This is a genomic window from Bacillus sp. NPDC077411, from assembly GCF_044543425.1.
Classification (GTDB): Bacteria; Bacillota; Bacilli; order Bacillales; family Bacillaceae_G; genus Bacillus_A; species Bacillus_A bruguierae.
Genome location: NZ_JBITWA010000001.1, coordinates 228,489 through 254,279, shown reverse-complemented (window position 1 = coordinate 254,279; position 25,791 = coordinate 228,489). Strand labels below are relative to the sequence as shown.

The following is a 25,791-nucleotide window of genomic DNA, read 5'->3' as shown; positions in this document are numbered from 1 at the left end:
AAGTAGAGAGAGGCAGAAGCCTCTCTCTATTTTTGTGAAGAAACAGGCGGAGGTGGGGATACAAGATCAGATAAAAAGATAAAATCAGCTTTTTCTTGAATTTTAGGAATATAAGATCTAATGACAGAAGATGTAATTTCACCTGGAGGACCAACGTGACCAATAGCTATCATAATAGGTTCAGTTTTTACCTTTTGCAAGAGAATATTTGCTTGTTTTGTTACGTGAGTTGAAGTATATATATCATCAAAAAATAGTTTGTTTTCTACAATAGGTACACCAATCTCTTCGCCAACTTTTTTTACAACGCTGTTCGGGCTTGTTTTACTATCTAAATAAAAGAGACCATGTTCTTTACAAACTGATAGTATAATGCGCATCACTCTTTCATCAGCAGTTACTTTTGAACCCATATGATTATTCATTCCAATTGCAAACGGAACTTCTTTAATTGCTTGTTTGATACGACTTCTAATTTCATCATCACTTAAATCAGTTGTAATAGCTTTTGGTCCAAGCCACTCTTTTTTTCCTTTTACGGGTTCCATTGGCATATGAATAATAATTTCGTGTCCTTTTTGATGAGCTGACGTTGCGTCTTGTTTTGTAGATGGAAGAAATGGCATAACTGCAACAGTTAATGGGATAGGCAGTGATAACATTTTTTCCGTTCCTTTCATATTATTTCCAAAGTCATCAATGACAATCGCTACTTTATTTGTGTGAGCATAGGCTGGTACAGAAAAAGTTACGATTGGCAGTAGTGCGGTAAGGAAAAAGATAATCATATATTTTCGCATGTAAAATTCTCCCTTCATATAATACAAAGCATCCATAAATAGTTGGGGTTTTCATCCACTGACGATTAATTGAACCAATCGGGTTCGTTAGTACGGGATAAATGATAATCTACTGTTATCGTTTACGTTTTGAATGAATTTAAACGCACAAAATGTCGAAAGTAAAATTGTGAAAAAGCGGGAATTCTCTGTTTGATTGGACTTTTTGTTAAAATAAAACAAAAAAAATGTCTATTATTGCGAATGTATTTACAAAGATAGAATAATTTGTAATAATTCTCAAGGTGAGGATAAAGATTTGTAAATTATAGGGAGAAAATGTTTAATTTTCTGAACGTTCGTATTTAATAGGAATAAAATACAGATTATGAAAGGATATCGAGGGGGATACGCATGTTTGTAGCAAAAAGGAAATCTACAATGGACAAGCTTTTGTATGATATTCATGTGAAGCGCGAAGAAATGATCCATTTAGGGCTTACAAGTGGATTTAATAGCTTGGAGACAATTCAAGTAAGTCAAGAATTGGATAAGCTTATTGTGAAATATCAAAGTTACAAAGAGAACAGGGTGTCGAAATGGTTTTTCATGATAAAAACATCATTCTTTAAAGTGACACACAATGAGAAAGCGAATGCGTTTTGGACAACATTTATGAAGTAATCATCCCGTATGAAAATGGGATGATTACTGTGAATGGAGCGGGAGTATAATGTATACTGTTGTTCCTATATTTTCTGTACTTTCAATTGTAATTTGACCATTATACATTTCAATAATTCTTTTGCATACGACAAGTCCTAGTCCCGTTCCTGTATCTTTGTTTGTGAAAAATGGATGAAAAATACGTTTTTGGATATGTTTCGGAATTCCTTTTCCTGTGTCTATAATCTGTAATTGTGCCATACTTTCATTTGCTTCGACTGTAATAGTCAATGTATCATCTGATGACATTGCTTCAAAAGCATTTTTTGTAATATTTAAAATAACTTGTTTAATATGATCGCTTGAACAGCGAATAGGAAGTGGATTTTCAGACATATTTATGTAAAGTTGTACGTTATGTAAATTTGCCTCGGATTGAATAATTAATGAAACTGCTTTTACAATGTCTCTTAAATCGTATGTTTTTTCAATAATAGCAGTTGGTTTTCCAAGGATAAGGAATTCACTGACAATTTCGTTAATCCTTTCGATTTCTTGTTCAATAACGGAAAAATAAAATTGATCTTTTTCATTTGTGTGTGTTTCTTTTAAAAGAGTAACAAGTCCTTTAATGCCTGTAAGAGGATTACGGATTTCATGAGCTGTACTTGCAGCGAAGGAACCAACTAATTCTAGTTTTTGTACTTCATTTTGTTTTCTTTCCAATTTTGTTTGCCTTTTTAGAAGAATGTATTTTATAACTAAAAATAAAATATTCATAAGAAATAATATTATTAAACAGCCCATAAAGACGTTACGATATAAAACGTTTTGTTGAATAGGTAATGGATAAATAGAAACGCTCCACGGTAATCTTGTTAATGGAATAGTAATTTGTTGTGTGTTTTTGGGGGCGAATTTAGGATTATTATCGTGTAAAAATGTAATTCCATACTTATCCAATACTTCAAAGTGATATTTTGGTTTAATTGCATTTAAAGACGTTGCAATGTAGTCAGACCGTAGGGTTGCTAATAGCAGTCCGGAAACATCTTTGTTTTTATTGAAAACAGGAGTGGCAATCACAATCACTTTATGTCCAGAAGCACGGTCTGTAATTGCAGATGAAACTGTCGTCTGTTTATTTTTTAAAGTTTCTTTTGCATAAGAACGATCAGTAATATCGATAGAATCTTTTAATCCCAATGATGATAATGTAACTTTAAGATCTGTATTTGCATAATACAGGCCGGAAAAACGTTCGTCGCTTTCATCTGTACTATGGAGAACTTGTTGTATTTCATTATCATTTTGCGATTTTGCGCTAATAACCATCGCAAGCATTTCTAATGCAGATGTTGCTTCTCCTAGATAACGATCTAAGTAGTCTCTATATAAAAATACGACTGTATGAGCTGCTTGTTTATTTTCTTTTTCCATTTTATATTTTTGGTGTAAAAACAAGATAGAGCTAATACAAAGGGTTGGCAATATAACAAGTAAAATATATAAAAATGTGTTACGTAGTTTTACGTTCAAAATTGCTGCTCCTTTTGTTTTTATTTTCATTATATATAAACATTCTCAAATGTGTAGTGTTTTTATTGTTTTTTGTTGTAATATGTTGAAGCATGACAGTATTTTTTATGATTTTTATTTGAAAAGAAATTTAGTAAAGGATGGAAGTGTTATGACATCTCAGTATGAAGGAGAAGATGTTTCTAAATCGTTAAAAGTATTTATTGCTTTATCACGCGTACAACGCTCTGTTATGGATATTGCCAATAAGTCTATTCAAAGCAATGGACTAAATCCAACTGAGTTTGCTGTACTAGAACTGTTATACCATAAGGGAACTCAACCATTGCAGCAAATTGGGGAAAGAATTTTAATTGCAAGCGGTAGTATTACATATGTTGTTGATAAATTAGAGAAAAAGGGACTTGTTGAGCGAAAACCTTGCCATAATGACCGTCGTGTAATTTATGCTCATTTAACAGAACTAGGAATACAATTAATTTCGAGTATTTTTCCAAACCATGAGCAAGTCATTCATGAATCATTTCACATGCTAACAAAGGATGAAAAGGATCAACTATTAATGTTGTTAAAAAAGATAGGGAAATATGAGAAATAATAAAAAACTTTGAATGTATTTCAAAGTTTTTTATTTATCCCGCTATTCGTGGGCAGTAAGACCTCTATATAGGTACAAATTGAAAAACTGACATAAAATCGCCTCTCTAGTTGGGAGGAAGTATTTGGTCATGCATAGCAGCAACTTATATGTAGAAAAATCAAAAAGGATTTCTATATCTTAAGATTTAGAGAGAATAAAGGGAATTTACGAAATATATGGAATTATAGTAAGTGGATGTTTTTTAGAAAAGAAAGGGGTTATTTCTATGTCGTTTGAAACTTATGAATACAAGCGTCCAAATATGGATGAAGTGAAGAACAGGTTTACAGAGACTTTACAGCAGTTTAAGAAGGCTAAAGCATTGGAAGAACAAAAAGAAATAATTGCACAGATTAATGCAATTCGTAATGATTTTAGCACTATGTATAACATATGTTATATTCGTCATAGTGTAGATACAATGGATGAATTCTATAAAGAAGAGCAAGATTTCTTTGATGAATATTCACCAATTGTGAAAGGCTATGTGACAAAATATTACGAGGCATTAACACAATCTCCATTTCGAAAACAGTTAGAAGAATATTATGGTATACAGTTATTTGCACTTGCAGAGGCTGAAATGAAAACATACTCTGATGAAGTATTAGCAGATTTGCAGTTAGAAAACAAATTGTCTTCTGGATACACACAGTTATTAGCAGCAGCTAAAATTCCGTTTGAAGGAGAAGAACGAACGCTTTCACAACTTGCTCCGTTTATGGAGAACAGAGATCGTAATATGCGTAAACAAGCAAGTGAAGCATATTATGGATTTTTAGCAGAGCATGAAGAAGAATTAGACCGTATTTATGATGAACTTGTAAAAGTAAGAACGACAATTGCGAAGAAACTTGGTTTTAATAATTTTGTTGAGCTTGGATATGCAAGAATGTATCGTACAGACTACAATTCAGAGATGGTTGCGAATTTCCGCAAACAAGTACTCGATTATATTGTTCCCGTTGCAAGTGAACTTAGACAAAAGCAACAGGCTCGTATTGGAGTAGAGAAGCTTGCTTATTATGATGAGAACTTTGAATATCCATCTGGTAATGCAGTGCCAAAAGGTGATGCAGATTGGATTGTGAATCATGGCAAAACGATGTATAGAGAACTGTCAGAAGAAACAAATACATTTTTTAATTTTATGTTAGAAAATAATTTACTAGATCTTGTTGCTAAAAAAGGAAAAGCTGGCGGAGGCTATTGTACATATATTGAAAACTATAAAGCACCGTTTATTTTCTCAAATTTTAATGGAACGTCTGGTGACATTGATGTGTTAACACATGAAGCAGGACATGCTTTCCAAGTATATGAAAGCCGCCACTATGAAATTCCAGAATATAACTGGCCGACATATGAGGCGTGTGAAATTCATTCTATGAGTATGGAATTTTTCACATGGCCATGGATGAAATTATTCTTTGAAGAAGATGTAGAGAAATATTATTTCTCACATTTAAGTTCAGCATTGCTATTTTTACCATATGGTGTATCTGTTGATGAATTCCAGCATTTTGTATATGAACATCCAGAAGCATCACCAGCTGAGCGAAAAGCAGCGTGGCGTAACATTGAAAGAAAGTATTTACCACATCGTGATTATGAAGAAAATGATTATTTAGAGCGCGGTGGCTTTTGGCAACGCCAAGCACATATTTATAACTCACCATTTTATTACATTGACTATACGTTAGCACAAATTTGTGCATTCCAATTTTGGAAACGTTCTAGAGAGAATCGTCAAGAGGCATGGGAAGATTATGTTCATCTTTGCCGTCAAGGCGGTAGTAAATCATTTTTACAATTAGTTGAAGTAGCAAATTTGACATCACCATTTGCTGATGGGTGTGTGAAAGGTGTAATCGATGAGATTCATGCTTGGTTGAACGGAGTAGATGACACAAAATTGTAAAAAATATTCATTATTTTTTATGGATTTACAATCGACAATTATTGGGAAAAATGAGATAATAAAAGAAAATTTAGAATAATTAAACGAAGAGGTGTTTCTTGAAAAGAAGCGCCTCTTTTTAACCAAATAAGGGGGGAGAAATATGATGCAATCTTATGCAAATATGAATATGGAAACGTTGCTACATGGAATGGCATCTACGAGACAGATGCTTTTATCAGAAATTGAAATGTTAACAGATACAGAAATTAATACGAAGCCGCGCCGTGATAAATGGAGCATTATGCAAGTGTTACATCATCTTCATCTTGTTGAACAATCTGTTACATCTGCTATAGTATATGCGCTTCATAAAACTGAAAGAAAAGTTGTTCCACCAAAAGACCTTCAAGCTACACTCGATCGAACAAGAAAGAGAGAAGCCCCTCAACAAATGCAACCAACAGAGACATTAATGAAAAAAGCACAAATGCTGCAATTGCTGCAAAGTTCAAGAGAAAAGCTTTTACATGTTCTGCATAGTATTGTAAATGAAAAAGAACTATTTGAAAAATCGCTCAAACATCCTATATTTGATGAGCTTAATTTATATCAGTGGGTACAATTCTTAGACTTACATGAACAGCGTCATCTGACACAGTTAAAAGAAGCAAAACATGCAATTTTGCAAAGATAAAGTGAAACTTCCATCAGTGGTGTTCTGATGGTTAGTAGAACCAATCGGGCATTTACGGGCAGTTATCCTCACCTATCTTCTTTGTTTCTCTCTGAATATTGGTGAGGGTCATACTGCCCACGAATAGCGGGATAAAGTAAAATGTCCATCAGTTGATTTACTAGCTGATGGATTTTTTATGGTTTTTTACACCACTCAGTATATGTATATTCTTACTTCATATGTTGGAACATATATAAGGACATCTTACAAGGAGTTGAAATAATGGGAAATAAAAAACGGGAGCAAGAACGACAATGGAAGGCACGAAAAGAACATCAGCAGCCGCATGGGAAAGTGAAAACTTTTGCAGAACTTGTGGATGAAACGAAAAAAACGTAATGCAGTTGCATTACGTTTTTTTCGCTAAGGGAAATGTAAGAAGAAAAGTTGTTCCGATGTTCCTTTTGCTAGAAATGTAAATTTTTCCATTCATTGCTTTTATAACACTAAAGACAACCATCATTCCAAGGCCTGTTCCCTTCTCTTTTGTGGAGTAAAAAGGGGAACCAAGGCGTTTTATTTGTTCATTGCTCATACCGATTCCGGTATCTTGAATATGTAATTGGATGTGTTTATTAGCAGGTGTTAAGGTAAATGTAAGATCCCCGCCGTTTGGCATTGCTTCAATACAGTTTTTTAGAATGTTTAAAAGACATTGGTTGAGCTTTTGTTTTTCTCCTATTATATAAAATGTTTTACTTTGTTTCGTATAATGAATACGAACGTTAGAAAGGTTTGCTAATGGTGTCATGAGCGTAAGTGCATGGAGCAACTCTTCCTCTAACTGTAATATTTGTACTTTTTCAATACTTGGTTTTGCGAATGTTAAGTAGTCTGTTAATACATGATTTGCTTGATCAATACCACGCATAGCAATATCTAAATATAACAGTTGTTCTTGTTCTGAATAGTTTTTTGATTGTAGCAATTGAAGAAATCCCCTTGTTGATGTAAGAGGGTTTCGAATTTCATGTGAAATAGAAGCAGCCATCTCACCGATAAGTTGAAATTTTTCGGCGTTCACAAGTTCTTTTGCAAGACGGACTTGTGATTGTAATACGTCCAGTAAGTATAAAATTAAAATTGTTCCTATAATTGTGCATAACTCATATGTAACGATATAAGATGTATAGTCCTTTGGATTTGGAACGATAGATAAAAAATAGGGAATCCAACTAATACCGTATATTAGGCTGTAAAAAAAAGCTAAATACATTTTTGTTTTGATTTTCCCTTTTATATATATTTTGTATGTTGTAATGAGAAAAATGTACAAAGTGAGAGATGCAATAAAAGAAGGTATGAGGCCGCCTCCGCCAATAAAAAAACGATAAAGGTTCATAACACCTAAAATTGCACCACCTGCTACTGGTCCTCCAGATAATGTTCCGACAATGAGCACAATATGTCGTAAGTCAAATTGAAAACCGTAATCAACTTTTGCAGCAAAAGACATACAGACAATAGCGGTAATGCTGCAAGAGAGAATAAATACAAACGAATTCAGCTTTGGAGAACGATTTCCTTTTTCGCTCCAAAATAAATGATAAATCAACATTGTAACTAGAATAAATAATATATTTAAGAAGAGGTACATAATAAAAAGCTTCAGCTTTAAAACCTCCTTGTAGCGAAAAATAAAGGTTTGGTATATAAAATTATCATACTATTAATATGGAAGAAAATGAAATATTATTTTTAGAAAAAACAGAAAAAATAGACGTTTTTCACTCATATACTTGGTATGTTACAATGTAAGATGAAAGTTAAAGAAGACAATCCATGCATAGCATGGGAGAGGTTCGCGAACTCCCTCTATAAAAAACTAAGAAGAGAACAATGTCCTTTTTGATATTGTTTTGTTTTTTTTAGTATGACAGTTCAAGAACGCTCTTTCTTCTTCGAGTCGAAAAAAGAGGAGAATGAGTGAAATGAAAAAGGAAAAAGCAGTTGTTGTTTTTAGTGGTGGTCAAGATAGTACAACATGTTTATTTTGGGCACTTGAACAGTTTGAAGAAGTAGAAACAGTGACGTTTAATTATAATCAACGTCATAAGCTCGAAATTGACTGTGCGGCAGAAATTACAAAAGAATTAGGTGTGAAGCATACTGTACTTGATATGAGCTTATTAAATCAGCTGGCTCCTAATGCGTTAACGCGTACAGATATGGAAATTACACATGAAGATGGTGAGTTGCCGTCGACATTTGTCGATGGACGTAATTTATTGTTTTTATCGTTTGCAGCTGTGTTAGCTAAACAAGTAGGGGCACGTCATATTGTAACCGGTGTGTGTGAAACAGACTTTAGCGGCTATCCAGATTGTCGTGATGTATTTGTGAAATCGTTAAACGTTACACTAAATTTATCGATGGATTATCCATTCGTTATTCATACACCACTTATGTGGATTGATAAAGCGGAAACGTGGAAATTAGCAGACGAACTTGGGGCATTCGAATTTGTCCGTGAAAAGACGTTAACTTGTTATAACGGAATTATTGGTGATGGTTGCGGTGAATGTCCAGCGTGTCAGCTTCGTAAAGCAGGACTTGATAAATATGTACAAGAGCGTGAAGGAGCGAAAGCATAATGACACAAGACTTTTTTGGATTTCGCATTGTTGAAAATTTACAAAAAATAGATCAAGACATTGAGCGTAAGCAACTAAAGTATCATAATAAGCGTGTGATGGTTAGTAAAGAATTTACGTTTGATGCTGCACATCACCTGCACTGTTATGAAGGGAAATGTAAAAACCTTCATGGCCATACGTATAAAGTAATTTTTGGAATTAGTGGTTATGTGAATGAAATTGGCCTAGCGATTGATTTTGGTGATATAAAAGAAATTTGGAAAAATGAAATTGAAATATATTTAGATCATCGTTACTTAAATGAAACACTTCCAGCTATGAATACAACTGCTGAAAATATGGTTGTATGGATTTTTGAGAAAATGGAAGAGGCACTAACAAAGGGTGATCGACAAAATGAATATAAAGGGGCACGTGTGGAATTTGTGCGCTTATTTGAAACACCAACAAGCTATGCAGAAGTAAGACGGGAGTGGATGATGGGTGAGTAACATTCCTGTGTTAGAAATTTTTGGACCGACAATTCAAGGAGAAGGAATGGTAGTTGGCCAAAAAACAATGTTTGTTCGCACAGCAGGTTGTGATTATAGTTGTGCATGGTGTGATTCTGCATTTACATGGGACGGTTCTGCGAAAGAGCAAATTCGTCAAATGTCGCCGAAAGAAATTTTTTCTGAGCTTGTCCAAATTGGCGGTGAAAATTTCTCACATGTAACGATTTCAGGTGGGAACCCTGCGCTGTTGAAGCATTTAGGAGAATTGATTTCTTTATTAAAAAAGAACGGAATTCGTACAGCAATTGAAACGCAAGGAAGTAAATGGCAAGATTGGTTGCTTCATATAGATGAGGTGACAATCTCGCCGAAGCCGCCGAGTTCAAAGATGACAACGAATTTTGTTATGTTAGATTCAATCATTGATAAGTTAGACGGAAAAGAGTTTAGCTTAAAAGTGGTTGTATTTGATGATCAAGATTTTGTATATGCAAAAGAAGTGCATGAACGTTATCCACACATTCCGTTTTTCTTACAAGTTGGAAATGATGATACGAAGACGACGGATGATGCTTCATTAATTCAGCGTCTTCTTATGAAATATGAGTGGCTTATTGATAAAGCTGTGCAATGTAAGGAAATGAATGATGCAAAAGTATTACCGCAGCTCCACGCTTTAGTGTGGGGAAATAAACGCGGTGTATAAGTGAAGGGAGATTTTTAGATGACTGGAAGAAAAGATGAAGATTTAAAAGATGTAACATTACTAGGAAATCAAAATACAAAATATTTATTTGAATATAGCCCAGAAATTTTAGAGACATTTGATAATAATCATCCGAATCGTGATTATTTTGTAAAATTTAATTGTCCAGAGTTTACAAGTTTATGCCCGAAAACAGGCCAACCAGATTTTGCGACAATTTATATTAGTTATATTCCAGAACAAAAAATGGTAGAGAGTAAATCTTTAAAGTTATATTTATTTAGTTTCCGCAACCATGGAGATTTCCATGAAGACTGTATGAATGTAATTATGAATGACTTAATTAAGCTAATGGATCCACGTTATATTGAAGTATGGGGCAAGTTTACACCACGCGGTGGTATTTCTATTGACCCATATTGTAACTATGGGCGTCCAGGTACAAAATATGAAAAAATGGCTGAATATCGTTTAATGAATCATGATTTATATCCAGAAACAGTAGATAATCGTTAAGAAAAGAGGGGGCTTGCCCCCTCTTTTCTAGTATTCTATGTATGTTGCGTAATAATTGTATAGTTTTTATGATTGACAACAGTAAGAGGTTCCATATCTAGCTCTCTAAAATTATCCATAATTGTTATATCAACGATAACGGAGTTTTTATTTACTTTTTGAACGCGCCCTTGTAAACCGTTTTTAAATTCAATGATATCTCCAGCTTCTGCGATTTTCATAAGCAACTCTCCTTGTTACATTTTTACGAAAAAGAGAACAAGATTCGTTCTTTTTGTATTTCCCTTTATTTTGAACGATATTTTCTCATTTGTAAATGTTTCCATGATATTTTTTTGAAAAAAATACTAATTTTTCACAATTGATTTATAGTAAGAATCGCATATTTATTGTAAGGTGAATATAAGAGCATCCTGAAACGGAGAGGATAATATGGTATTTGAGATTGTAGGAAGCTTTATAGCTATTGTGTTGTTTTTATTTGCATATACGAAATTAAAAATGATTCGTGAACATGAAACATACATATACTATGAGGGCGTTGATAGCGTTCCTTCTTTTTCTAGTCATGAAGATGGAAGTGCTGAATGATATAAGTGTGTTTCTATATAAATCCAAATTAAAAAATCGACATAGAAACCCTCTTTCTTTTTAGGCGGGCGAGAGCATCTGGCTATACATAGAGGCGGTCAGGGCCTAGGAGGAAAGACAAAGATGGCCAAAAATTAAAATGGATTTATATAAGGAAAATGTTGAACGGAGAGTGAGAAAGATGCAAATTTCTTTCATACGTCATGGAAGCTCTAGTGTTCAAAAGAAAGCGATTACAGTACAAGAATTTCAAGAATGGCTACAAAGATACGAGCATGAAGATATTATGAGAGAAGTAGAAATTCCAATTGAAGCAATTGAAGTGGTTGAATCTTCTAAATTTATTGTATCGAGTGATCAGAAAAAAGCTGTTCAATCAGCAACGATGTTGACTAACAATGTTATTTTTATGCAGAACTCCCTTTTTCACGAAGCTGCTGTTCCTTCTATTTTACCCGTTCCGAAATGGATAAAGTGTAAGCCGGAAGTATGGATGTTTTTGAGCCGAGCATTTTGGATGATTGGTTATTCGAGGGATGTTGAATCTTACTTAGAAGTACAGAGAAGAGCGAAGCAAGCGGCCGATGTGTTAGTTGGATATGCAAATGTATATCAGCGAGTTACGCTTATTGGGCACAGTTATTTTAATGCGATGATTGGTAAAGAGTTAAGTACGCGTGGATGGCGTGGACCACTGCTATTTCATAATAAACCATGGGGGTGTACAATTTATACGTTTCATGAAGTGACAGAAGGAAATGTGTTTGTAACGTATACATAAAGTATAATAGGTGTAATACATATAATACAAAGGCACAATTATTATTTGATAATTGTGCCTTTGTATTATATATGTTTAACTAAATGAGCATATGGTTCGCCCACAAGCATAAGTGTGTTATCTTGTGTATAGCCGAGTTTTTTATAAAGAGAAAATGCAGGTTTGTTTTCTAAGTTTACTAGTAAAGAAATTTTGTCATGCCCTTCTTCTTGAGCGTGTGTTTCAGCAGCAAGAATTAAATTTGAACCGATACCTTGTCCGCCATATGTAGATGAAACAGATAGAGTATCAATATAATATTCATCTTCTTCTGCTTCTTTTTCTAATATAATAGAAGAATCTTGTTTAATGTCTCGTAACCGTTTCACAATTGGGGCATCTAGTTTAGTTGCGACACTTCCGTGGTAGGCTACAATAATACCAACAGCCTTTCCATTTCGTTCTTCAACAAAACAATTTTCATAACTGAGTCGGTTTTGCTTTTTCGTAAACCAATATTCTAAACCTTCTAGAACTTCTGTTTCATTTGTGCTACCTGTTAATTTTTCAGCAATTTCATGCAGTGCGTTGTACAATAAAGGAGATATTGCGTTAGCATCTGTTTGTTTTGCTTTCCGAATCATGTTATCCCTCCTAGTGTCCATTTTATTGTATCATAAGAGTTAGCATGATACGAAATGATTTGCTGTATTAGGAGTGAATTGGATATATTTAAAAGTGGTCGTAAAGTAAAAATACGACAGAAAGGTGATTAGCGTGGATAAACAACAAGTAAATATGATTTTAGATCAGCTTAAAAATAAAGAAATAGAAGAATATGTTGTGTCAAAAGAAGTGTTTTATACATTTCGCCAAGTTTTAGTAGAACGAGAAGATTTTAAACATTTTCGAGGTAACGCACAGCACGGTGGGAAAATCATTTATACATATATGGAAACGCCGCGCTCATAAGGAAAAGAATTGCTTATTAAAAAGCTTGCTAAGAGTCGGATAACGAGAAAGGAGAGGAGTTTATTTGGGAGAGTTTAAGCAAGGAATACTTCCACACTGGGACTGTTTTTGGAAAGATGAGAAAGGAAGGAAATTTGTTGGAATGGTTATGTTTCCCGAAAAGCGAAAGCGAATGAAGGAAATCATAGGGCAATTAAAAATAGCATATGAACAAGAACAAATTGTGCTTGTAGTCGCAAAACTTCAAAACTCTATTCAAAAAGTTAAAGGTACGATTGCGTATTTCGATGAAGAATCACCTGTTTTTACGATGCAATGTAAAGATGAGAGTTTCTATCATATTTTTTTGAGCGATATCGTGCGCGTACAAACGTTTAATTAAAACAGCAGCATGTTTAAACGTGCACTAAAAAAGGGGAATTGAAAGTTTTAACTTATATATAGAAAAAATGTGTAACCGGTTTCGAACAGTTTCTAATAGGGAAACTGTTCGTTTTTTTATGACAAATGAGCAATAGTTTTCGCATGCATGTTTCTTTTTTTGACAATTTGATACGATGAACTTTTTTGGAAATGTGGGTAAATCCGTTGACAACTTTTTTGAAATACACTTTATTGACATGTGTTTTAGAATGTTGTTTCATATTCTTTGTATTGAAAAAAGATCGGCCTTTTTTGTCGAAAAAACAAATTTTTAAAAAGAAAGAAATTATACATATATCTTGTGTCCTTTTTTAAAAAGTAATACAATATATAGAGAATTCATCAAGAACGAACATGATGTAAAAAGATGTAAAAGGAGGGTCGGAGATGTTAATTGCATATGATTCTATGACAGGAAACGTGAAGCGTTTCATTCACAAATTAAATATGCCGGCCGTTCAAATTAATGAAAATCTCGTATTAGATGAAGAATATGTCCTTATTACGTATACAACAGGTTTTGGAAATGTGCCGGAACGTGTTTTGGAATTTTTAGAACGTAATCATGAACGCTTAAAAGGAGTAGCTGCAAGCGGAAATCGCAATTGGGGAGATATGTTTGGGGCAAGTGCAGACAAGATTGCAACGAGATATGAGGTGCCGATTGTATCAAAATTTGAGTTATCTGGAACAAATAAAGATGTAGAATTTTTTAAAGAGAGGGTGCTGGAGATTGCGACACATTGAATTGAATAATGAGATCACGCAAATGCAGGACGGGTTCTATCAGCTTCACAAAGATAAAGAGGCACTAGCAGTCTTTATGGAAGAGGCGAAAGAGAATACCGTTCATTTTGATAGCGTGGCTGAACGCATCGAGTATATGTTAGAGCATGATTACTACTATGATGTGTTAAGTGAATATAAGATGGACGAGGTGGAAGCTGTATATGATATCACATACGGCGAAAAGTTCGAGTTTCAATCTTATATGGCAGCATCTAAGTTTTATAAAGATTACGCGTTAAAAACGAATGATCAAAAACAATACTTAGAAAGTTATCCTGATCGCGTGGCAATTGTATCGTTATATTTAGGACGAGGAAACGTCCAGAAGGCGAAGCAATTCGCGAGTATGATCGTAAAACAAAACTATCAACCAGCGACACCAACCTTTTTAAATGCAGGAAGAAGCAGAAGAGGAGAAATGGTGTCTTGTTTCTTGTTAGAGATGGATGACAGCTTAAATTCGATTGGGTTTAATATTAATACAGCGATGCAGTTATCAAAAATCGGCGGCGGCGTAGCGCTCAACTTGAGTAAACTACGAGCACGCGGTGAACAAATTAAAGGTATCGAGAACGCAGCAAGTGGTGTTGTACCAGTTATGAAATTACTTGAAGATTCGTTTTCGTATGCGAATCAGTTGGGGCAACGAAAAGGTGCAGGAGCTGTATATTTAAATATTTTCCATTGGGATATTATTGAGTTTTTGGATTAATTGGTAGTCCCTCTATACAGTAATGTATATGAGAAAACCTTGTGAACCTAGCCATTAGGGTGTCGCATTAGCGGCTAACGGTATCAGTTGAATAAGGAGTAGAGAAAAAGCTCACGAAGAAGCTGACTAAGAGAGCCTACGGTCCATTATAAGTGGATAGCAGGTAATACCGTGCCAAGCTTGTTAGAAGTGCTTATCTAGCAAGAAGGTGTAGAGACTATCGAACGCACGTCAGTAGACGAAAGCAAGTAGAGTAGGCTGGAGATAGGCACCAGTCGAAGTGCAAGGCAGCCAGTTACAGGTTGATGATATAGTCCAACCTTCATAGAAATATGAAGACGCGTTGACCAAAAAAATAAATGCCGACGAGAAGAGCCGTATTCAGTCTCTTTCCATCGGAATTATCGTTCCAAGCAAGTTCTTTGAGCTTGCTGAGAAAAACGAACCATTCCATGTTTTCGCACCTTATACAGTGTATAAAGAGTACGGAAAACATTTAGATGATATCGACATTGATGAAATGTATGACGAACTGATGAGTAATCCAAATATCAAGAAGAAACAGCTTGATATTAGCACGCGCGATATGCTCATTAAAATTGCAATGATTCAGCTTGAGTCTGGTTATCCATACTTAATGTTTAAATCAAATGCGAATAAGCAGCATCCGTTAAAGGGTATTGGAACTGTGAAGATGTCGAACTTGTGTTAACTATGTAGCACCTTCTAGTAGAAATACTAGTCGAAAACTCCGTTAAACGGGGAAAGCCTCAAAAATGAGGTAACCTACCGTGCTAAATCTTATCTTAGAGTAAGTTATTGTATTCAGAGGGTATCTTATCGTTTTGTATAGGTACAATTAAAAGATAGACAGCATGAAATGATAAGAGACTTTCTGAAAAAATAAGATAAGTAAAAGCCTAACGACTATCCCATATGGGAGTAGAGCGCAAGCAATTGGCGTTCGAAAAGCGGAGCACCTAATCAGGTTATGCTGTAGGTGATGATATAGTCTGTCCTGTATGGTGACATACAGCAGTTGTGTAAGCAACGGGCTGAGAGTAGCGACCTCAGTTGAACATTCGAGACTGAAATCTTCCAGTTACAAGAAACATCTGAAATTAATGATTATGGTACAGATGATATTATTCGTCGTGATATTAACTGTAACTTAGGGTCATTAAATATCGTGAACGTAATGGAGAATAAAGAAATACGTGAAGCGGTTCATGCGGGAATGGAAGCTTTAACAGCTGTTTCTGATATGACAATTATTCCGAACGCACCGACTGTGAAAAAAGCAAATGAGGAGCTTCATTCTGTCGGTCTTGGAGCAATGAACTTACACGGTTATTTGGCGAAAAATAAAATTGCTTATGAAAGTGCAGAAGCGAAAGAGTTTGCTCGTACATTCTTTATGATGCTAAATTACTACTCCATTGAAAAAAGTATGGAAATTGCAAAAGAGAAAGGTGAAACCTTTAAAGACTTTGAAAAGTCAGATTATGCAAATGGCACATACTTTGAGAAGTATGAAACAACGGATTATAGTCCGGTAACTGAGAAAGTACAGCAATTATTTGAAGGAATTCATGTTCCAACAAAAGAAGATTGGACAAACTTAAAAGAACAAGTACAGAAGCATGGTTTATATAATTCATATAGATTAGCAATTGCTCCGACACAATCGATTAGTTACGTGCAGAATGCGACATCATCAGTAATGCCAATCGTAAGCCAAATTGAATCAAGAACGTACGCAAATGCAACGACATATTATCCAATGCCGTATTTATCAAAAGATACGTTCTGGTACTATAAATCTTCTTATGATATGAATCAGTTTAAGCTCATTGATTTAATTGCAGAAATTCAAGAGCATATTGACCAAGGGATTAGTACAATCCTGTATGTAAATAGTGATATTTCTACTCGTGAATTAGCACGTTACTATATTTATGCTCATAAAAAAGGATTAAAGAGCTTGTACTACACAAGAACACGTAAATTAAGTGTGGAAGAGTGTGTAGCCTGCACAGTATAATGTATTCTTTTAGTAGAAGAGCATACAATTGATATTTATCATATAAAACAGCATGAGCAGGGTTAGAAAAATCCTGCTCATGCTTAGTTATGAAATTTACGTTCTAACGTGCGGTTAGATTTTCATTATGAAATGGAAGTTTTACCGCACGTTAGAACGATGCAACAATATAATAAAGGGGCGATTCAATGCGCGCGGTAAACTGGAACAAGAAAGAAGACGATTTTAGTTTAATGTTTTGGAAGCAAAACATCGCTCAGTTTTGGACAGAAGAGGAGATCGCTGTTTCTTCTGACAAAAATACGTGGGTGCAGTTATCTAAGGAAGAACAAATTGCTTATAAGCGTGTACTTGGGGGATTAACACTTCTAGATACAAAGCAAGGCGGCGAGGGAATGCCGCTAATTCTTGTGCATCTTGAAAACTTACAAGCAAAAAGTGTTCTTGCGTTCATGGGTGCTATGGAAGAAGTGCATGCGAAAAGTTACAGTCATATTTTTACAACACTCGCAAGTGAAGAAGAAATTGATGAAATTTTTGAATGGGTAGATACTCATCCATTACTTGAGAAAAAATCAAGTATCATTACAAATTACTACCGTCGTTTATTACAGCCTCAAGTAACGAAAAAAGAGCTATACATGGCAATGGTAGCAAGTGTATTTTTAGAAAGCTACTTGTTCTATAGTGGATTCTTCTATCCGCTGTATTTAGCAGGGCAAGGAAAATTAACGGCGAGCGGTGAAATCATTAATCTCATTATCCGTAAAACATTTGCGGCTCTATCTAGCAATAGATAGTAGAAAATCCCTCTAATTGCTGGGATACCCTGTAGTTAATTGGTGGTTATTGGTTCTTTAAAAGGAATCAGTAAATGAAGCAAGTTAGCTAGGGCAATCAGCAGCGAAGCCTTTAGATAATCTAAAGGAACGTTCAACGACTAGGTGAAAACCGTAGGGCACAAGCGATAGGTGCTCGAAATGGGGGACATCCTATATGGATGGTGATATAGTCTGTACTTACTGGTAACAGTAAGCTGCTTGTAAAAGCGGTACAAGAGTAGCGACCTTGTATGAACATGTTAGGATGAGAGTATCCACGGCGTATTCGTCGGTATTTTAGCACAGCAAGTTTTTGCAGAGCTTTCTGCTGCAGAACAACAAGAAGTACAAAAAGAAACACAAGAGTTATTGATGGAACTGTATGAAATTGAAACTGCATATACAGACGAAATTTATACATCTATCGGCCTTGTGGAAGAGGTAAATCGTTTTGTTCGTTACAATGCGAATAAAGGGCTTATGAACTTAGGATTAGAACCGCACTTTGAAGAAGAAGAAATTAATCCAATTGTGTTAAATGGCTTACGTACGGATACGAAAAACCATGACTTTTTCTCTGTAAAAGGGAATGGTTATGTAAAAGCAACAAATGTTGAAAAACTATCAGATGATGATTTTGTATTTAACTTTTAATAAGATGAGTGCTCTATATGTATAGGGCGCTCTTTTTTTATGGAAAATAAGTTTACATAACATTGTTATTTCGTCTGATGTTGCTGATGATATTTTATGAAGAGCAATTATATATAAATCCAACTTGACTTTCCAGCACACAAGTTGCCGCCACGCTGAACAAAAAATAACCTGCTACTTTCTTTCTCTCTTTGTTTGAAACTTTGCACGTGGCAGAAAAAGGCCCTGACCGCTTCTACGCATGGCCAGACGCTCTCGACTATCTAAAAAGAAAAGGGGTTTATGTCAGGTTTTTAATTTGTATTTATATATTAGGGTATATAAAAGTTAATTTTTAAGATAATATCAAATATATTCCAAATAAACATTTACATTTTTTGTGTCATAGTGTACTATTTGATTAGTACACTATGACATTAGGAGGAAGAAATGAAAATTGAATTTTCTCCAAACATCCCTATTTACATTCAGGTGATGGAATACATAAAAAAGGAAATTGCAACAGGTCATTTAGCGCCTGGTAGTAAAATTCCCTCTGTACGTGAATTAGCGGGAGAGCTACAAGTGAATCCGAATACAATTCAACGTACATTTCAAGAGCTAGAACGCGAGGGTATCGTTGTGACGCGTAGAGGAATGGGAAGATATGTAGCAACTGAAGGAGAGAAAATTATGGAGCTGCGAAAGGATATGGCAAAAGAGTTGCTTCATGCCTTTATAAATGGAATGAACAACTTAGGGTTTTCAGAAGAGGAAATGTTGTCCATTCTTTATTCTTCATTAGAAGAAAAAAAGGGAGAGAACAGATGCGAGAATTAGTAAAAATAGAAAATCTATGGAAACGTTACGATTTAAAAGCTGTTATTAGAGACGTAAACATAACGATAACAGAAGGAAAAATTATTGGTCTTGTTGGAGATAATGGCAGCGGGAAAACGACGTTGCTGAAAATGATTGTCGGTTTACAGCATCCTTCTCAAGGAGATATTTTCATTGCTGGTAAGAAGGTAAATCGAGAAACGAAAAATATTGTTTCATTCATGTCTGACCGTCCGATATTTGAAGACTGGATGACTGTAAAAGATGTTTTATTTTTTTATCGTGATTTTTATGAAGATTTTGATATTCAAAAAGCGGTGGATACAATTGCGAAATTGAAAATTCCATTAGAAGAAAAAATTAATGCTTTATCAAAAGGAATGGTAGAAAAACTACAGCTTATTTTAACCTTTTCAAGGAATGCAAAACTATATGTACTAGATGAGCCACTGGGCGGAATTGATCTCGTCTCACGGGAGCATGTACTAGAGTTAATTCTTCAATTTTATCGCGAGGATTGTACAATTTTAATTTCTACTCATTTAATTAGTGAAATTGAAAACTTGTTTGATGAAGTGATTTTCTTAAAAGATGGGGAGATTGTTTTATATGAAAATGTAGAAGATCTTCGTTTTCAAAGAGGAAAAGCAATACACGAGTTGTTCAAGGAGGTTTTTGGACAATGAATCCACTTCTTCATTATTTATATAACTGTAATAAAAAGAAAATATGGGCTATTTACGTAGGATTTATTACGATTTCACTTATTCTTTTATTTAATTTTATGGGTTCTGCTAAGCATATGACCCCAACAAAACAAGATATAATATTAGTTTTGTTTATATTATTATTTAGCATAACAGTATTTTCTATTAGTTTAATAGTAATCTTATCTTTTCGAAGAATGTTAAAAAATTCTATGATTCGTTATACAGCTATTCCTACTAAAAAATATATATGTGCCAACCTATTGTTTTTTACGATAATGTTTATTTTGCTGTCTGTAATAGCTTTAGGATTTGTTCATTTTTTTTCTTTAGATATTTACGGGAAAAATACAAATGGAGAGTTTCAACGAGCGATACAATACTTTTATAAATTTGGGTTGCTGCATCATTTCTTTTCTATCTTTTTATTGATTATAGATTTAACGAATTTTTTGGCTTCTGTATATTTCATAATTGTAATTATAAAACTCTTTAAAGTGAACTCCGTATTAAATAAGGTATTATTTTTCTTTTTTTTCGTAATTCTTGGGTGGGCTCAATTCTCTATAACTGAATTTTTACAAAAAATAGATAAGCATGCATTTTACACAAAAAGTATTAGATTGATGGATAAAAATGGTTTTTTCGAAACGTCATTTTATTTTAATGAAGGGTCAAGTATTTCGTATGTATGCTTTACTTTGTTATCGACCGTTCTCTTCATATTTATAACATCCTACATTATCGACAAAAAATTAGAAGTTTAAAGGAGGAATAGGCATTGGGAAATGTAGTAGTGAAATTAGAAAATGTTCATAAAAAAATAGGCAGTGCTGAAATTATTCGTGGTCTTTCGTTTGAAGTACAGGAAGGGGAAGTGTACGGTTTCCTTGGACCAAACGGGAGCGGGAAGACGACGACAATTCGGATGATGACAGGGCTGATTTCAGTAACAGAAGGCGATATTACAATTTGTAGTCACAGTATACGTACTAAGCGTGAGAAAGCATTAGAGTATATTGGAGCGATTGTAGAGAACCCTGAACTATATGAATATATGACAGGAATGCAAAATTTAAAGCACTTTGCGAATATGGCAGTAACATCGATTTCTATAGAAAGAATTGCTGAAATTGTAAAGCTTGTTGAATTAGAACATGCGATTCATAAAAAGGTAAAAACATATTCTCTTGGTATGAAACAACGATTAGGGATTGCACAAGCGCTATTACATAATCCCCAAATCTTAATTTTAGATGAGCCGACAAATGGTTTAGATCCAGCAGGAATTCGTCAAATTCGCGATTACTTACAGCGTTTAGCAAAAGAAGAAAACATTGCAGTCATTGTATCAAGCCACTTATTAAGTGAGATAGAGCTAATGTGTGATCGTGTCGTTATTATTCAGAATGGACAATTTGTGCAAGAGTACAGTTTACATGAGCAGGTAAAAGGAGACGGGAAAATTACGGTAGCGTTTGAAGTGGATCAAGTAGAGAAAGCGAATGAACTGCTAAAAGGAACCGTACAAGAAAAGAAAATTATTGTGTCTGTTATAAAAGAGGAAATTCCGCAGCTTGTGAAAAATTTAGTGTATGCTGATGTTCTTGTGTACAGTGTAACAGTTCAAAATAAATCATTAGAAGATGAATTCTTAGCAGTTACAGGGGGAGTGAAAGCATAGTGATGAAATTAATCCAAAATGAATTTTTAAAGTTACATGCGAAAAAGAGTATGTATATTTTGTTAGTCGTGCTAGCAGTATTAGAAATAGCAGAAGCAGTTATTCTCAAAAAATGGGCCCCACCTGAATTGAAAATCGAAGGGTTTATGATGTTCGCGGAGCAAAATATCGGTATGATTGCTACATTTGCAACAATCTTTGGAATTACGCTAGCTTCCCGCACAATTACAGAGGAATTTCAAAAAGGAACAATTAAACAATTATTAATTCGACCAAGAAAACGAGTTATGATATTATTTTCAAAGTATATTACAGTTCTCTTAGCTATATTATTGGTATGTATTGTTTCTTTACTTACAGCCATGTTAATTGGTCTTATTGCATTTGGCGGGGACACCGGAATGATAACTTTTGCAATTTTATTAAAACGTTTTGCGTATAACATTTTACCGATATTGTTTTATCCAACAGTTGCATTTTTACTAGCTAATATTTTTAGAAAATCAGTTTTACCATTAGTTATTACACTATTTTTCTTTTTCTTAGAGTCAATGTTAAAAATGCTAATATTTCAATTTGGCCAAGGTATAGCAAAATATGTTGTAATGTTCCACTTGAATTTAAATATGTATGATAGTAATGAGTTGCTGAGTCAGGGGGCTAAACCAATATTTTCAGAGTTTAGCTTTACAACTTCCTTGTTATTTGTGTTAGCTCATTTTGCTGTTTTACTTGTTGCTTCTAGTGCATTGTTCCAAAAACGAGATGTTTTATAAAAAATAAATCCTCGCTTAAGCGGGGATTTATTTTGGGGAGTTGTAGGGTTATACAGAGCTAAGTTGATAAATAAAGGAAGAAATTACAGCATATTGATACTATAATATAAATATATCATGTTGGAGGTGTTTTCTATTAATCTTGCATTTTCACGAATTCGACTTCGCAGTTTTTTTGGATGGATGATTTTAGGCACATTCATTGCATATGTTCCATTAGGGATGATAGGTGCTGAAAATAGTTTATTCGAATTTGTCTCAGATACTTTAGTTTTCTTTGTTTTTCCATTACTGTGGTTGTTTTATAAGATGAAAAAACATAATGCAGTATTTACAAGTTTTTTTGATAAACCATCATCTATTCCATGGCAACTCATTTTAATTGCTACGGCTATGGGAATGATTTTTTCATTCGGTATATCTTTTATTCAATTTTACATATTAGCTCAGCTGATTCCTAACTTTCTTGTTGATTTGTTAAGTGATGGAAATGCTATTGATATGAGTACTACTTTTACAAAGATTTTAAGTGTCATTTCAGCTTGTATATTTGCTCCAATTATGGAAGAAGTGATCTTTCGGGGCTTTTTCTTAAATCGAATGGCGTACAAGTGGGGTGTGAAACGTGCTATTATCGTTTCTTCACTTATTTTTGGATTCGGTCATGTTGATGTGATTGGTGCATTTTTATTTGGTGTTGTTATGTGCCTTTTATACATTAAGACGAAAAGCTTATGGACAAATATTATCGTGCACGCTTTAAATAATATTGTCGTTAGCATTATTCAATTTACCGATGGCAGCGCACAAGAACCAGTAAAAATTGCTGATTTGCAAGCGCAGAGCAATTTATGGGTTGGTCTTGCTATTATCATTATTAGTTTATTATGGCTTGTTCCCTTTATTCGTCGTAATTGGCGCACCGTAAAAGAAGTTGGACTGCCATCATTACGAATCATTCAAGAAGAAAAACAAGCTGATTTGATTGCACAGCAAGCTATATATAGTCAAGTGGTATTCACAGAGCGCTACATGGCTGTTGAATTACCGGATGAAGCAGTTAATCATTTAGGTTTAGAAGAACGTGATTATGTAAAAGTGGAATTAGTTAATGATACAGTTGTGATTAAAAAAGCAGATGAAAGAGGGAAGCTCTCCTAAAGAAAAATGGAGAGCCTTTTTTCTTTAGGAGATAAGAATTTCAACATGAAAGTTATTACCGTTTTTTATATATTTAATGTCTGTTACAGTGCGTATTTTTTTAAAAATTTCTACTTTCTCACCAATTCGCGGAATAGTTGGAACATTATCCCAAATACCAAGCAAATCGTCCGTGGTTTTTGTTTTTTCATAAAACCAAATTTTCACTGTGGTACTCCTTTCTTAGTTTTGTATTTTAATACATAATAAAACATTTTTATGCTTTTTGTAAAAGGTTTTTACGTGTTTTTTGAATAAAATTAACAAAAAAATGTATTCAGGAAAGACATGTTCAATATCAGTTGGTAATGACGCTTCCGATGAGACAATGTGAGAAACCGTTGCCCAATGTTTCAATTACAGCCAGAAATATCATTGTTGATGTTATAGTAAAAAATAATTTTATAGAAAAAAATGAGAATATTTTGTATAATTACATTACAATAATTTTGAAAGCAGGGTGGCGGCTTATGGCACATATTCCAATAAAAAAACTAGAAATATTATTAGCATTAGCTGATGAAGATAAAAACAAGCAAAAAGAATTTTATGAAACGTTATTAACAACATACGTTTATGTTGCAGGAACAGTTGATATAAAAGAAGGAGATCCACAAGGAACAGTGCATTTACGCTATTTTCAGGGGGAAGGAAGATGGATTTTACCATTTTTTACACAGCTTGAATTTTTACAAGCCGTACTGCCTGAAGATGTACCTGTCATTACGATTCGTGGAAAAGAGTTATTTGATAGCATTGATGCGGAAGCAACAGCAGTCTTAAATATTGGCACAGATCTTGATAAAACATTTACACCTCCAGAAATTGCTGATATTTCTTCAGGAAGAATTTTTAATTACTATCAATAAGGTGCCGTTACCATTTTCCCTATGGGTCATATAGTATAGTAGCTTGACCAAGAAGGGGATGGTAGAGATGGGAAAGAATAATAACTCAAATAAAAATAACAGTAAGAATAACAATAAAAATAATAAAAACAATAGTAATAACAAGAAGAATAAGAAAAAATAAATGTATAGACAAAAGAGAAGCATATCGCTTCTCTTTTGTCTATAACTCTAACAGATGAAGTGAAACTTCTATCAGTATTTGTTCATTCCACAATGAAGGTCATTTGAAAGAATTGGGTGGTTCATGCGAGATAATAAATCCCTGATATGCAGAATACACCAGGACCTTCACCCGTGTTCTCCTTTTGTTTTAAACTTTGCGAAAAGGCAGTGACCGTTTCTATGAGCGCTGAGGCATAACTATTGTAAAAGTTAGCTTGTTTGAACTAATTGTAAATATAAGAAGAAGTCGTGCTCTATATTATAAGCGAATCAGTGGATACCGGAATAAATGGAAAGTGTTTTTTGTCTTCCATTTATTGTAGCAGGGACACCTAGAGGAAATCCTATATTTGGTTGTATATGACCAATTGGTAAGTCATACAAAAGTGGAATATTATAAGAGACAATGTAATCATATAGAATTTCAGAAATAGATAAAGATGATTTTGAAGATGTACAGTTGTGACAACTTGTAAAGATAACGCCGGCACATTGTTCAAACTTCTTTCCTAAGCGTAGTTGATTTAACATACGATCAACGCGATAAGGCTCTTCTCCAATTTCCTCCAATAATAATAACTTATCTTTTGTATCAATTTCGTACGGTGTACCTAGTGTACTTGTAATTACAGATAAGTTTCCTCCGACAAGAGGAGCGGTGATGCAACAATTGACGGAATGAAAAAATGCTGCTGCTTTGAGAATAATAGAGTATGGATGAAAAAGTTGTTTGAATGTGGAAAAAGAGAGAGTATCAAGCCCCTTGCCAACTTCCTCCATCATAGGACCATGAAAAGTAACGAGCCTTGCAAATTGCCCAAAAGCGATGTGTAAAGCTGTAATATCGCTATAGCCCCAGAAAATTTTCGGATTATCTCGAATGAGTTCGTAGTTAATAGAAGGTAGAAGGCGACCAGTCCCATATCCCCCCCTCGCACAAAAAATACCCTTTACATATGGATTTGTAAAAGCCTCGTGTAGGTCATGAAGACGAACGGTATCATCTCCAGCTAAATAGCCTCGTTTTTCTTGTACACTCCTTCCGATGATAACGAATAAGCCCATCTCTTCGAACTTTTGTTTTGCTTGAAGAATGTGCTCTATAGATGGCGGACCTGCTGGAGCGATGATCATAACGGTATCTCCGTATTGTAACGGTTCAGGGTACTGCATCAAATTCCCTCCTTTTT

29 protein-coding genes, 4 pseudogenes and 1 riboswitch are annotated in these 25,791 nt (G+C 34.3%); of the genes and pseudogenes, 26 read left to right on the top strand and 7 right to left on the bottom strand.

The features are described 5' to 3' along the window. Positions 1 to 26: 26 nt before the first annotated feature. On the bottom strand, positions 27 to 800 hold the full coding sequence (locus tag ACIGHG_RS01305; RefSeq protein ID WP_336471510.1) for a divergent polysaccharide deacetylase family protein: 774 nt from the start codon (positions 798 to 800) through the stop codon (positions 27 to 29). Positions 801 to 1,193: 393 nt separating this feature from the next. Between ACIGHG_RS01305 and ACIGHG_RS01300 the strand changes: the two genes are divergently transcribed. After that, positions 1,194 to 1,463, top strand: coding sequence for an aspartyl-phosphate phosphatase Spo0E family protein (locus tag ACIGHG_RS01300; protein WP_090915285.1), 270 nt, complete (start codon positions 1,194 to 1,196; stop codon positions 1,461 to 1,463). A gap of 24 nt (positions 1,464 to 1,487) precedes the next feature. On the opposite strand, the gene ACIGHG_RS01295 is transcribed toward ACIGHG_RS01300, so the two are convergent. After that, positions 1,488 to 2,984: an ATP-binding protein gene (locus tag ACIGHG_RS01295; protein WP_396546777.1), complete on the bottom strand. Its 1,497-nt coding sequence runs from the start codon at positions 2,982 to 2,984 to the stop codon at positions 1,488 to 1,490. 151 nt (positions 2,985 to 3,135) lie between these two features. Between ACIGHG_RS01295 and ACIGHG_RS01290 the strand changes: the two genes are divergently transcribed. The 4 genes from ACIGHG_RS01290 (at position 3,136) to ACIGHG_RS01275 (ending at position 6,602) form a co-directional block, all read left to right on the top strand. Beyond that, positions 3,136 to 3,582: a MarR family winged helix-turn-helix transcriptional regulator gene (locus ACIGHG_RS01290; RefSeq protein WP_090915287.1), complete on the top strand. Its 447-nt coding sequence runs from the start codon at positions 3,136 to 3,138 to the stop codon at positions 3,580 to 3,582. Between the two features lie 268 nt (positions 3,583 to 3,850). Further along, on the top strand, positions 3,851 to 5,545 hold the full coding sequence (locus ACIGHG_RS01285; RefSeq protein WP_396546775.1) for a M3 family oligoendopeptidase: 1,695 nt from the start codon (positions 3,851 to 3,853) through the stop codon (positions 5,543 to 5,545). A gap of 142 nt (positions 5,546 to 5,687) precedes the next feature. After that, positions 5,688 to 6,221: a DinB family protein gene (locus tag ACIGHG_RS01280; RefSeq protein ID WP_090915291.1), complete on the top strand. Its 534-nt coding sequence runs from the start codon at positions 5,688 to 5,690 to the stop codon at positions 6,219 to 6,221. Positions 6,222 to 6,485: 264 nt separating this feature from the next. Then, positions 6,486 to 6,602 carry a DUF6254 family protein gene (locus tag ACIGHG_RS01275; RefSeq protein WP_090915292.1) on the top strand — a complete coding sequence of 39 codons (117 nt, stop codon included), beginning with the start codon at positions 6,486 to 6,488 and terminating at the stop codon, positions 6,600 to 6,602. Between the two features lie 10 nt (positions 6,603 to 6,612). On the opposite strand, the gene ACIGHG_RS01270 is transcribed toward ACIGHG_RS01275, so the two are convergent. Further along, on the bottom strand, positions 6,613 to 7,821 hold the full coding sequence (locus tag ACIGHG_RS01270) for an ATP-binding protein (protein ID WP_396546773.1): 1,209 nt from the start codon (positions 7,819 to 7,821) through the stop codon (positions 6,613 to 6,615). 233 nt (positions 7,822 to 8,054) lie between these two features. Then, a riboswitch (PreQ1 riboswitch) is annotated at positions 8,055 to 8,098 on the top strand. Positions 8,099 to 8,194: 96 nt separating this feature from the next. On the opposite strand from ACIGHG_RS01270, the gene queC reads away from it, so the two are divergent. The 4 genes from queC to queF are packed head-to-tail and all read left to right on the top strand — an operon-like array spanning position 8,195 to position 10,576. Then, entirely contained in the window at positions 8,195 to 8,857 is a 663-nt protein-coding gene (gene queC / locus ACIGHG_RS01265) for a 7-cyano-7-deazaguanine synthase QueC (protein WP_090915293.1), read from the top strand. Continuing rightward, complete coding sequence (gene queD / locus ACIGHG_RS01260; protein WP_090915295.1) at positions 8,857 to 9,351, top strand: 6-carboxytetrahydropterin synthase QueD; 495 nt, start codon at positions 8,857 to 8,859, stop codon at positions 9,349 to 9,351. Before queC ends, queD begins: the two co-directional genes overlap by 1 nt. Continuing rightward, positions 9,344 to 10,060, top strand: a complete 717-nt coding sequence (gene queE / locus ACIGHG_RS01255; RefSeq protein ID WP_336471514.1) for a 7-carboxy-7-deazaguanine synthase QueE — start codon at positions 9,344 to 9,346, stop codon at positions 10,058 to 10,060. Before queD ends, queE begins: the two co-directional genes overlap by 8 nt. Before the next feature lie 18 nt (positions 10,061 to 10,078). Beyond that, positions 10,079 to 10,576 (top strand): preQ(1) synthase, encoded by a 498-nt coding sequence (gene queF / locus ACIGHG_RS01250; RefSeq protein ID WP_035435424.1) that lies wholly within the window; start codon positions 10,079 to 10,081, stop codon positions 10,574 to 10,576. A 35-nt stretch (positions 10,577 to 10,611) separates the two neighbouring features. On the opposite strand, the gene ACIGHG_RS01245 is transcribed toward queF, so the two are convergent. Continuing rightward, the gene (locus tag ACIGHG_RS01245; protein WP_090915300.1) at positions 10,612 to 10,797 is read right to left on the bottom strand and encodes a YkvS family protein; all 186 of its coding nucleotides are present in this window, start codon (positions 10,795 to 10,797) and stop codon (positions 10,612 to 10,614) included. Between the two features lie 211 nt (positions 10,798 to 11,008). On the opposite strand from ACIGHG_RS01245, the gene ACIGHG_RS01240 reads away from it, so the two are divergent. Together ACIGHG_RS01240 and ACIGHG_RS01235 are read left to right on the top strand one after the other, a co-directional pair. Beyond that, a complete protein-coding gene (locus ACIGHG_RS01240; protein WP_336471515.1) occupies positions 11,009 to 11,167 on the top strand; it encodes a hypothetical protein in 159 nt (52 codons plus the stop codon). Positions 11,168 to 11,348: 181 nt separating this feature from the next. Continuing rightward, positions 11,349 to 11,948, top strand: a complete 600-nt coding sequence (locus tag ACIGHG_RS01235) for a histidine phosphatase family protein (protein ID WP_396547175.1) — start codon at positions 11,349 to 11,351, stop codon at positions 11,946 to 11,948. Positions 11,949 to 12,013: 65 nt separating this feature from the next. Here the strand turns inward: ACIGHG_RS01235 and ACIGHG_RS01230 are convergent, their stop codons facing one another. Further along, entirely contained in the window at positions 12,014 to 12,571 is a 558-nt protein-coding gene (locus ACIGHG_RS01230) for a GNAT family N-acetyltransferase (protein ID WP_090915304.1), read from the bottom strand. A 133-nt stretch (positions 12,572 to 12,704) separates the two neighbouring features. Here ACIGHG_RS01230 and ACIGHG_RS01225 point away from each other — a divergent pair, with 133 nt between their 5' ends. The 14 genes and pseudogenes from ACIGHG_RS01225 to ACIGHG_RS01160 all read left to right on the top strand — a co-directional run bounded on the left by ACIGHG_RS01225 (position 12,705) and on the right by ACIGHG_RS01160 (position 23,489). Then, on the top strand, positions 12,705 to 12,899 hold the full coding sequence (locus ACIGHG_RS01225; protein ID WP_090915306.1) for an abortive phage infection protein: 195 nt from the start codon (positions 12,705 to 12,707) through the stop codon (positions 12,897 to 12,899). 64 nt (positions 12,900 to 12,963) lie between these two features. After that, complete coding sequence (locus ACIGHG_RS01220) at positions 12,964 to 13,281, top strand: hypothetical protein (RefSeq protein ID WP_336471517.1); 318 nt, start codon at positions 12,964 to 12,966, stop codon at positions 13,279 to 13,281. A gap of 428 nt (positions 13,282 to 13,709) precedes the next feature. Further along, positions 13,710 to 14,069 carry a class Ib ribonucleoside-diphosphate reductase assembly flavoprotein NrdI gene (nrdI, locus tag ACIGHG_RS01215; RefSeq protein ID WP_336471518.1) on the top strand — a complete coding sequence of 120 codons (360 nt, stop codon included), beginning with the start codon at positions 13,710 to 13,712 and terminating at the stop codon, positions 14,067 to 14,069. Further along, a pseudogene (locus tag ACIGHG_RS01210) lies at positions 14,056 to 14,820 on the top strand (ribonucleotide reductase N-terminal alpha domain-containing protein); the annotation flags it as partial. The gene nrdI and the pseudogene ACIGHG_RS01210, both read left to right, overlap by 14 nt. Before the next feature lie 349 nt (positions 14,821 to 15,169). Further along, a pseudogene (locus ACIGHG_RS01205) lies at positions 15,170 to 15,532 on the top strand (ribonucleotide-diphosphate reductase subunit alpha); the annotation flags it as partial. Between the two features lie 384 nt (positions 15,533 to 15,916). After that, positions 15,917 to 16,867 (top strand): ribonucleotide reductase large subunit, encoded by a 951-nt coding sequence (locus tag ACIGHG_RS01200; protein WP_336471802.1) that lies wholly within the window; start codon positions 15,917 to 15,919, stop codon positions 16,865 to 16,867. 188 nt (positions 16,868 to 17,055) lie between these two features. Continuing rightward, positions 17,056 to 17,631 (top strand): annotated as a pseudogene (locus ACIGHG_RS01195) (ribonucleotide-diphosphate reductase subunit beta); the annotation flags it as partial. Between the two features lie 321 nt (positions 17,632 to 17,952). Next, positions 17,953 to 18,342, top strand: a pseudogene (locus ACIGHG_RS01190) (ribonucleotide-diphosphate reductase subunit beta); the annotation flags it as partial. Between the two features lie 429 nt (positions 18,343 to 18,771). Then, entirely contained in the window at positions 18,772 to 19,161 is a 390-nt protein-coding gene (locus ACIGHG_RS01185) for a GntR family transcriptional regulator (RefSeq protein WP_336471519.1), read from the top strand. Further along, positions 19,149 to 19,847 (top strand): ABC transporter ATP-binding protein, encoded by a 699-nt coding sequence (locus ACIGHG_RS01180; protein ID WP_396546769.1) that lies wholly within the window; start codon positions 19,149 to 19,151, stop codon positions 19,845 to 19,847. Before ACIGHG_RS01185 ends, ACIGHG_RS01180 begins: the two co-directional genes overlap by 13 nt. Then, positions 19,844 to 20,635: an ABC transporter permease gene (locus ACIGHG_RS01175; protein WP_336471520.1), complete on the top strand. Its 792-nt coding sequence runs from the start codon at positions 19,844 to 19,846 to the stop codon at positions 20,633 to 20,635. Before ACIGHG_RS01180 ends, ACIGHG_RS01175 begins: the two co-directional genes overlap by 4 nt. A gap of 14 nt (positions 20,636 to 20,649) precedes the next feature. Then, positions 20,650 to 21,552, top strand: a complete 903-nt coding sequence (locus ACIGHG_RS01170; RefSeq protein WP_396546767.1) for an ABC transporter ATP-binding protein — start codon at positions 20,650 to 20,652, stop codon at positions 21,550 to 21,552. Further along, positions 21,552 to 22,328 carry an ABC transporter permease gene (locus ACIGHG_RS01165; RefSeq protein WP_336471522.1) on the top strand — a complete coding sequence of 259 codons (777 nt, stop codon included), beginning with the start codon at positions 21,552 to 21,554 and terminating at the stop codon, positions 22,326 to 22,328. The genes ACIGHG_RS01170 and ACIGHG_RS01165 overlap by 1 nt, the downstream gene beginning before the upstream one ends. A 135-nt stretch (positions 22,329 to 22,463) precedes the next feature. Next, positions 22,464 to 23,489: a CPBP family glutamic-type intramembrane protease gene (locus ACIGHG_RS01160; protein WP_396547173.1), complete on the top strand. Its 1,026-nt coding sequence runs from the start codon at positions 22,464 to 22,466 to the stop codon at positions 23,487 to 23,489. Positions 23,490 to 23,513: 24 nt separating this feature from the next. On the opposite strand, the gene ACIGHG_RS01155 is transcribed toward ACIGHG_RS01160, so the two are convergent. Next, positions 23,514 to 23,696: a DUF3913 family protein gene (locus ACIGHG_RS01155; RefSeq protein ID WP_396546765.1), complete on the bottom strand. Its 183-nt coding sequence runs from the start codon at positions 23,694 to 23,696 to the stop codon at positions 23,514 to 23,516. 302 nt (positions 23,697 to 23,998) lie between these two features. Between ACIGHG_RS01155 and ACIGHG_RS01150 the strand changes: the two genes are divergently transcribed. Continuing rightward, a complete protein-coding gene (locus ACIGHG_RS01150) occupies positions 23,999 to 24,397 on the top strand; it encodes an SseB family protein (protein WP_336471523.1) in 399 nt (132 codons plus the stop codon). A 474-nt stretch (positions 24,398 to 24,871) separates the two neighbouring features. Here ACIGHG_RS01150 and ACIGHG_RS01145 read toward each other — a convergent pair whose 3' ends face one another. Next, positions 24,872 to 25,774 (bottom strand): S66 peptidase family protein, encoded by a 903-nt coding sequence (locus ACIGHG_RS01145; protein WP_396546763.1) that lies wholly within the window; start codon positions 25,772 to 25,774, stop codon positions 24,872 to 24,874. Positions 25,775 to 25,791 lie beyond the last annotated feature (17 nt).

What these genes read in the sequence shown, in the direction of transcription:
- ACIGHG_RS01305 (WP_336471510.1), bottom strand. Translation starts at nt 800, where the DNA reads ATGCGAAAATATATGATTATCTTTTTCCTTACCGCACTACTGCCAATC.
- ACIGHG_RS01300 (WP_090915285.1), top strand. Translation starts at nt 1,194, where the DNA reads ATGTTTGTAGCAAAAAGGAAATCTACAATGGACAAGCTTTTGTATGAT.
- ACIGHG_RS01290 (WP_090915287.1), top strand. Translation starts at nt 3,136, where the DNA reads ATGACATCTCAGTATGAAGGAGAAGATGTTTCTAAATCGTTAAAAGTA.
- ACIGHG_RS01285 (WP_396546775.1), top strand. Translation starts at nt 3,851, where the DNA reads ATGTCGTTTGAAACTTATGAATACAAGCGTCCAAATATGGATGAAGTG.
- ACIGHG_RS01280 (WP_090915291.1), top strand. Translation starts at nt 5,688, where the DNA reads ATGATGCAATCTTATGCAAATATGAATATGGAAACGTTGCTACATGGA.
- ACIGHG_RS01275 (WP_090915292.1), top strand. Translation starts at nt 6,486, where the DNA reads ATGGGAAATAAAAAACGGGAGCAAGAACGACAATGGAAGGCACGAAAA.
- ACIGHG_RS01270 (WP_396546773.1), bottom strand. Translation starts at nt 7,821, where the DNA reads ATGTTGATTTATCATTTATTTTGGAGCGAAAAAGGAAATCGTTCTCCA.
- queC (WP_090915293.1), top strand. Translation starts at nt 8,195, where the DNA reads ATGAAAAAGGAAAAAGCAGTTGTTGTTTTTAGTGGTGGTCAAGATAGT.
- queD (WP_090915295.1), top strand. Translation starts at nt 8,857, where the DNA reads ATGACACAAGACTTTTTTGGATTTCGCATTGTTGAAAATTTACAAAAA.
- queF (WP_035435424.1), top strand. Translation starts at nt 10,079, where the DNA reads ATGACTGGAAGAAAAGATGAAGATTTAAAAGATGTAACATTACTAGGA.
- ACIGHG_RS01245 (WP_090915300.1), bottom strand. Translation starts at nt 10,797, where the DNA reads ATGAAAATCGCAGAAGCTGGAGATATCATTGAATTTAAAAACGGTTTA.
- ACIGHG_RS01240 (WP_336471515.1), top strand. Translation starts at nt 11,009, where the DNA reads ATGGTATTTGAGATTGTAGGAAGCTTTATAGCTATTGTGTTGTTTTTA.
- ACIGHG_RS01235 (WP_396547175.1), top strand. Translation starts at nt 11,349, where the DNA reads ATGCAAATTTCTTTCATACGTCATGGAAGCTCTAGTGTTCAAAAGAAA.
- ACIGHG_RS01230 (WP_090915304.1), bottom strand. Translation starts at nt 12,571, where the DNA reads ATGATTCGGAAAGCAAAACAAACAGATGCTAACGCAATATCTCCTTTA.
- nrdI (WP_336471518.1), top strand. Translation starts at nt 13,710, where the DNA reads ATGTTAATTGCATATGATTCTATGACAGGAAACGTGAAGCGTTTCATT.
- ACIGHG_RS01185 (WP_336471519.1), top strand. Translation starts at nt 18,772, where the DNA reads ATGAAAATTGAATTTTCTCCAAACATCCCTATTTACATTCAGGTGATG.
- ACIGHG_RS01180 (WP_396546769.1), top strand. Translation starts at nt 19,149, where the DNA reads ATGCGAGAATTAGTAAAAATAGAAAATCTATGGAAACGTTACGATTTA.
- ACIGHG_RS01175 (WP_336471520.1), top strand. Translation starts at nt 19,844, where the DNA reads ATGAATCCACTTCTTCATTATTTATATAACTGTAATAAAAAGAAAATA.
- ACIGHG_RS01150 (WP_336471523.1), top strand. Translation starts at nt 23,999, where the DNA reads ATGGCACATATTCCAATAAAAAAACTAGAAATATTATTAGCATTAGCT.
- ACIGHG_RS01145 (WP_396546763.1), bottom strand. Translation starts at nt 25,774, where the DNA reads ATGCAGTACCCTGAACCGTTACAATACGGAGATACCGTTATGATCATC.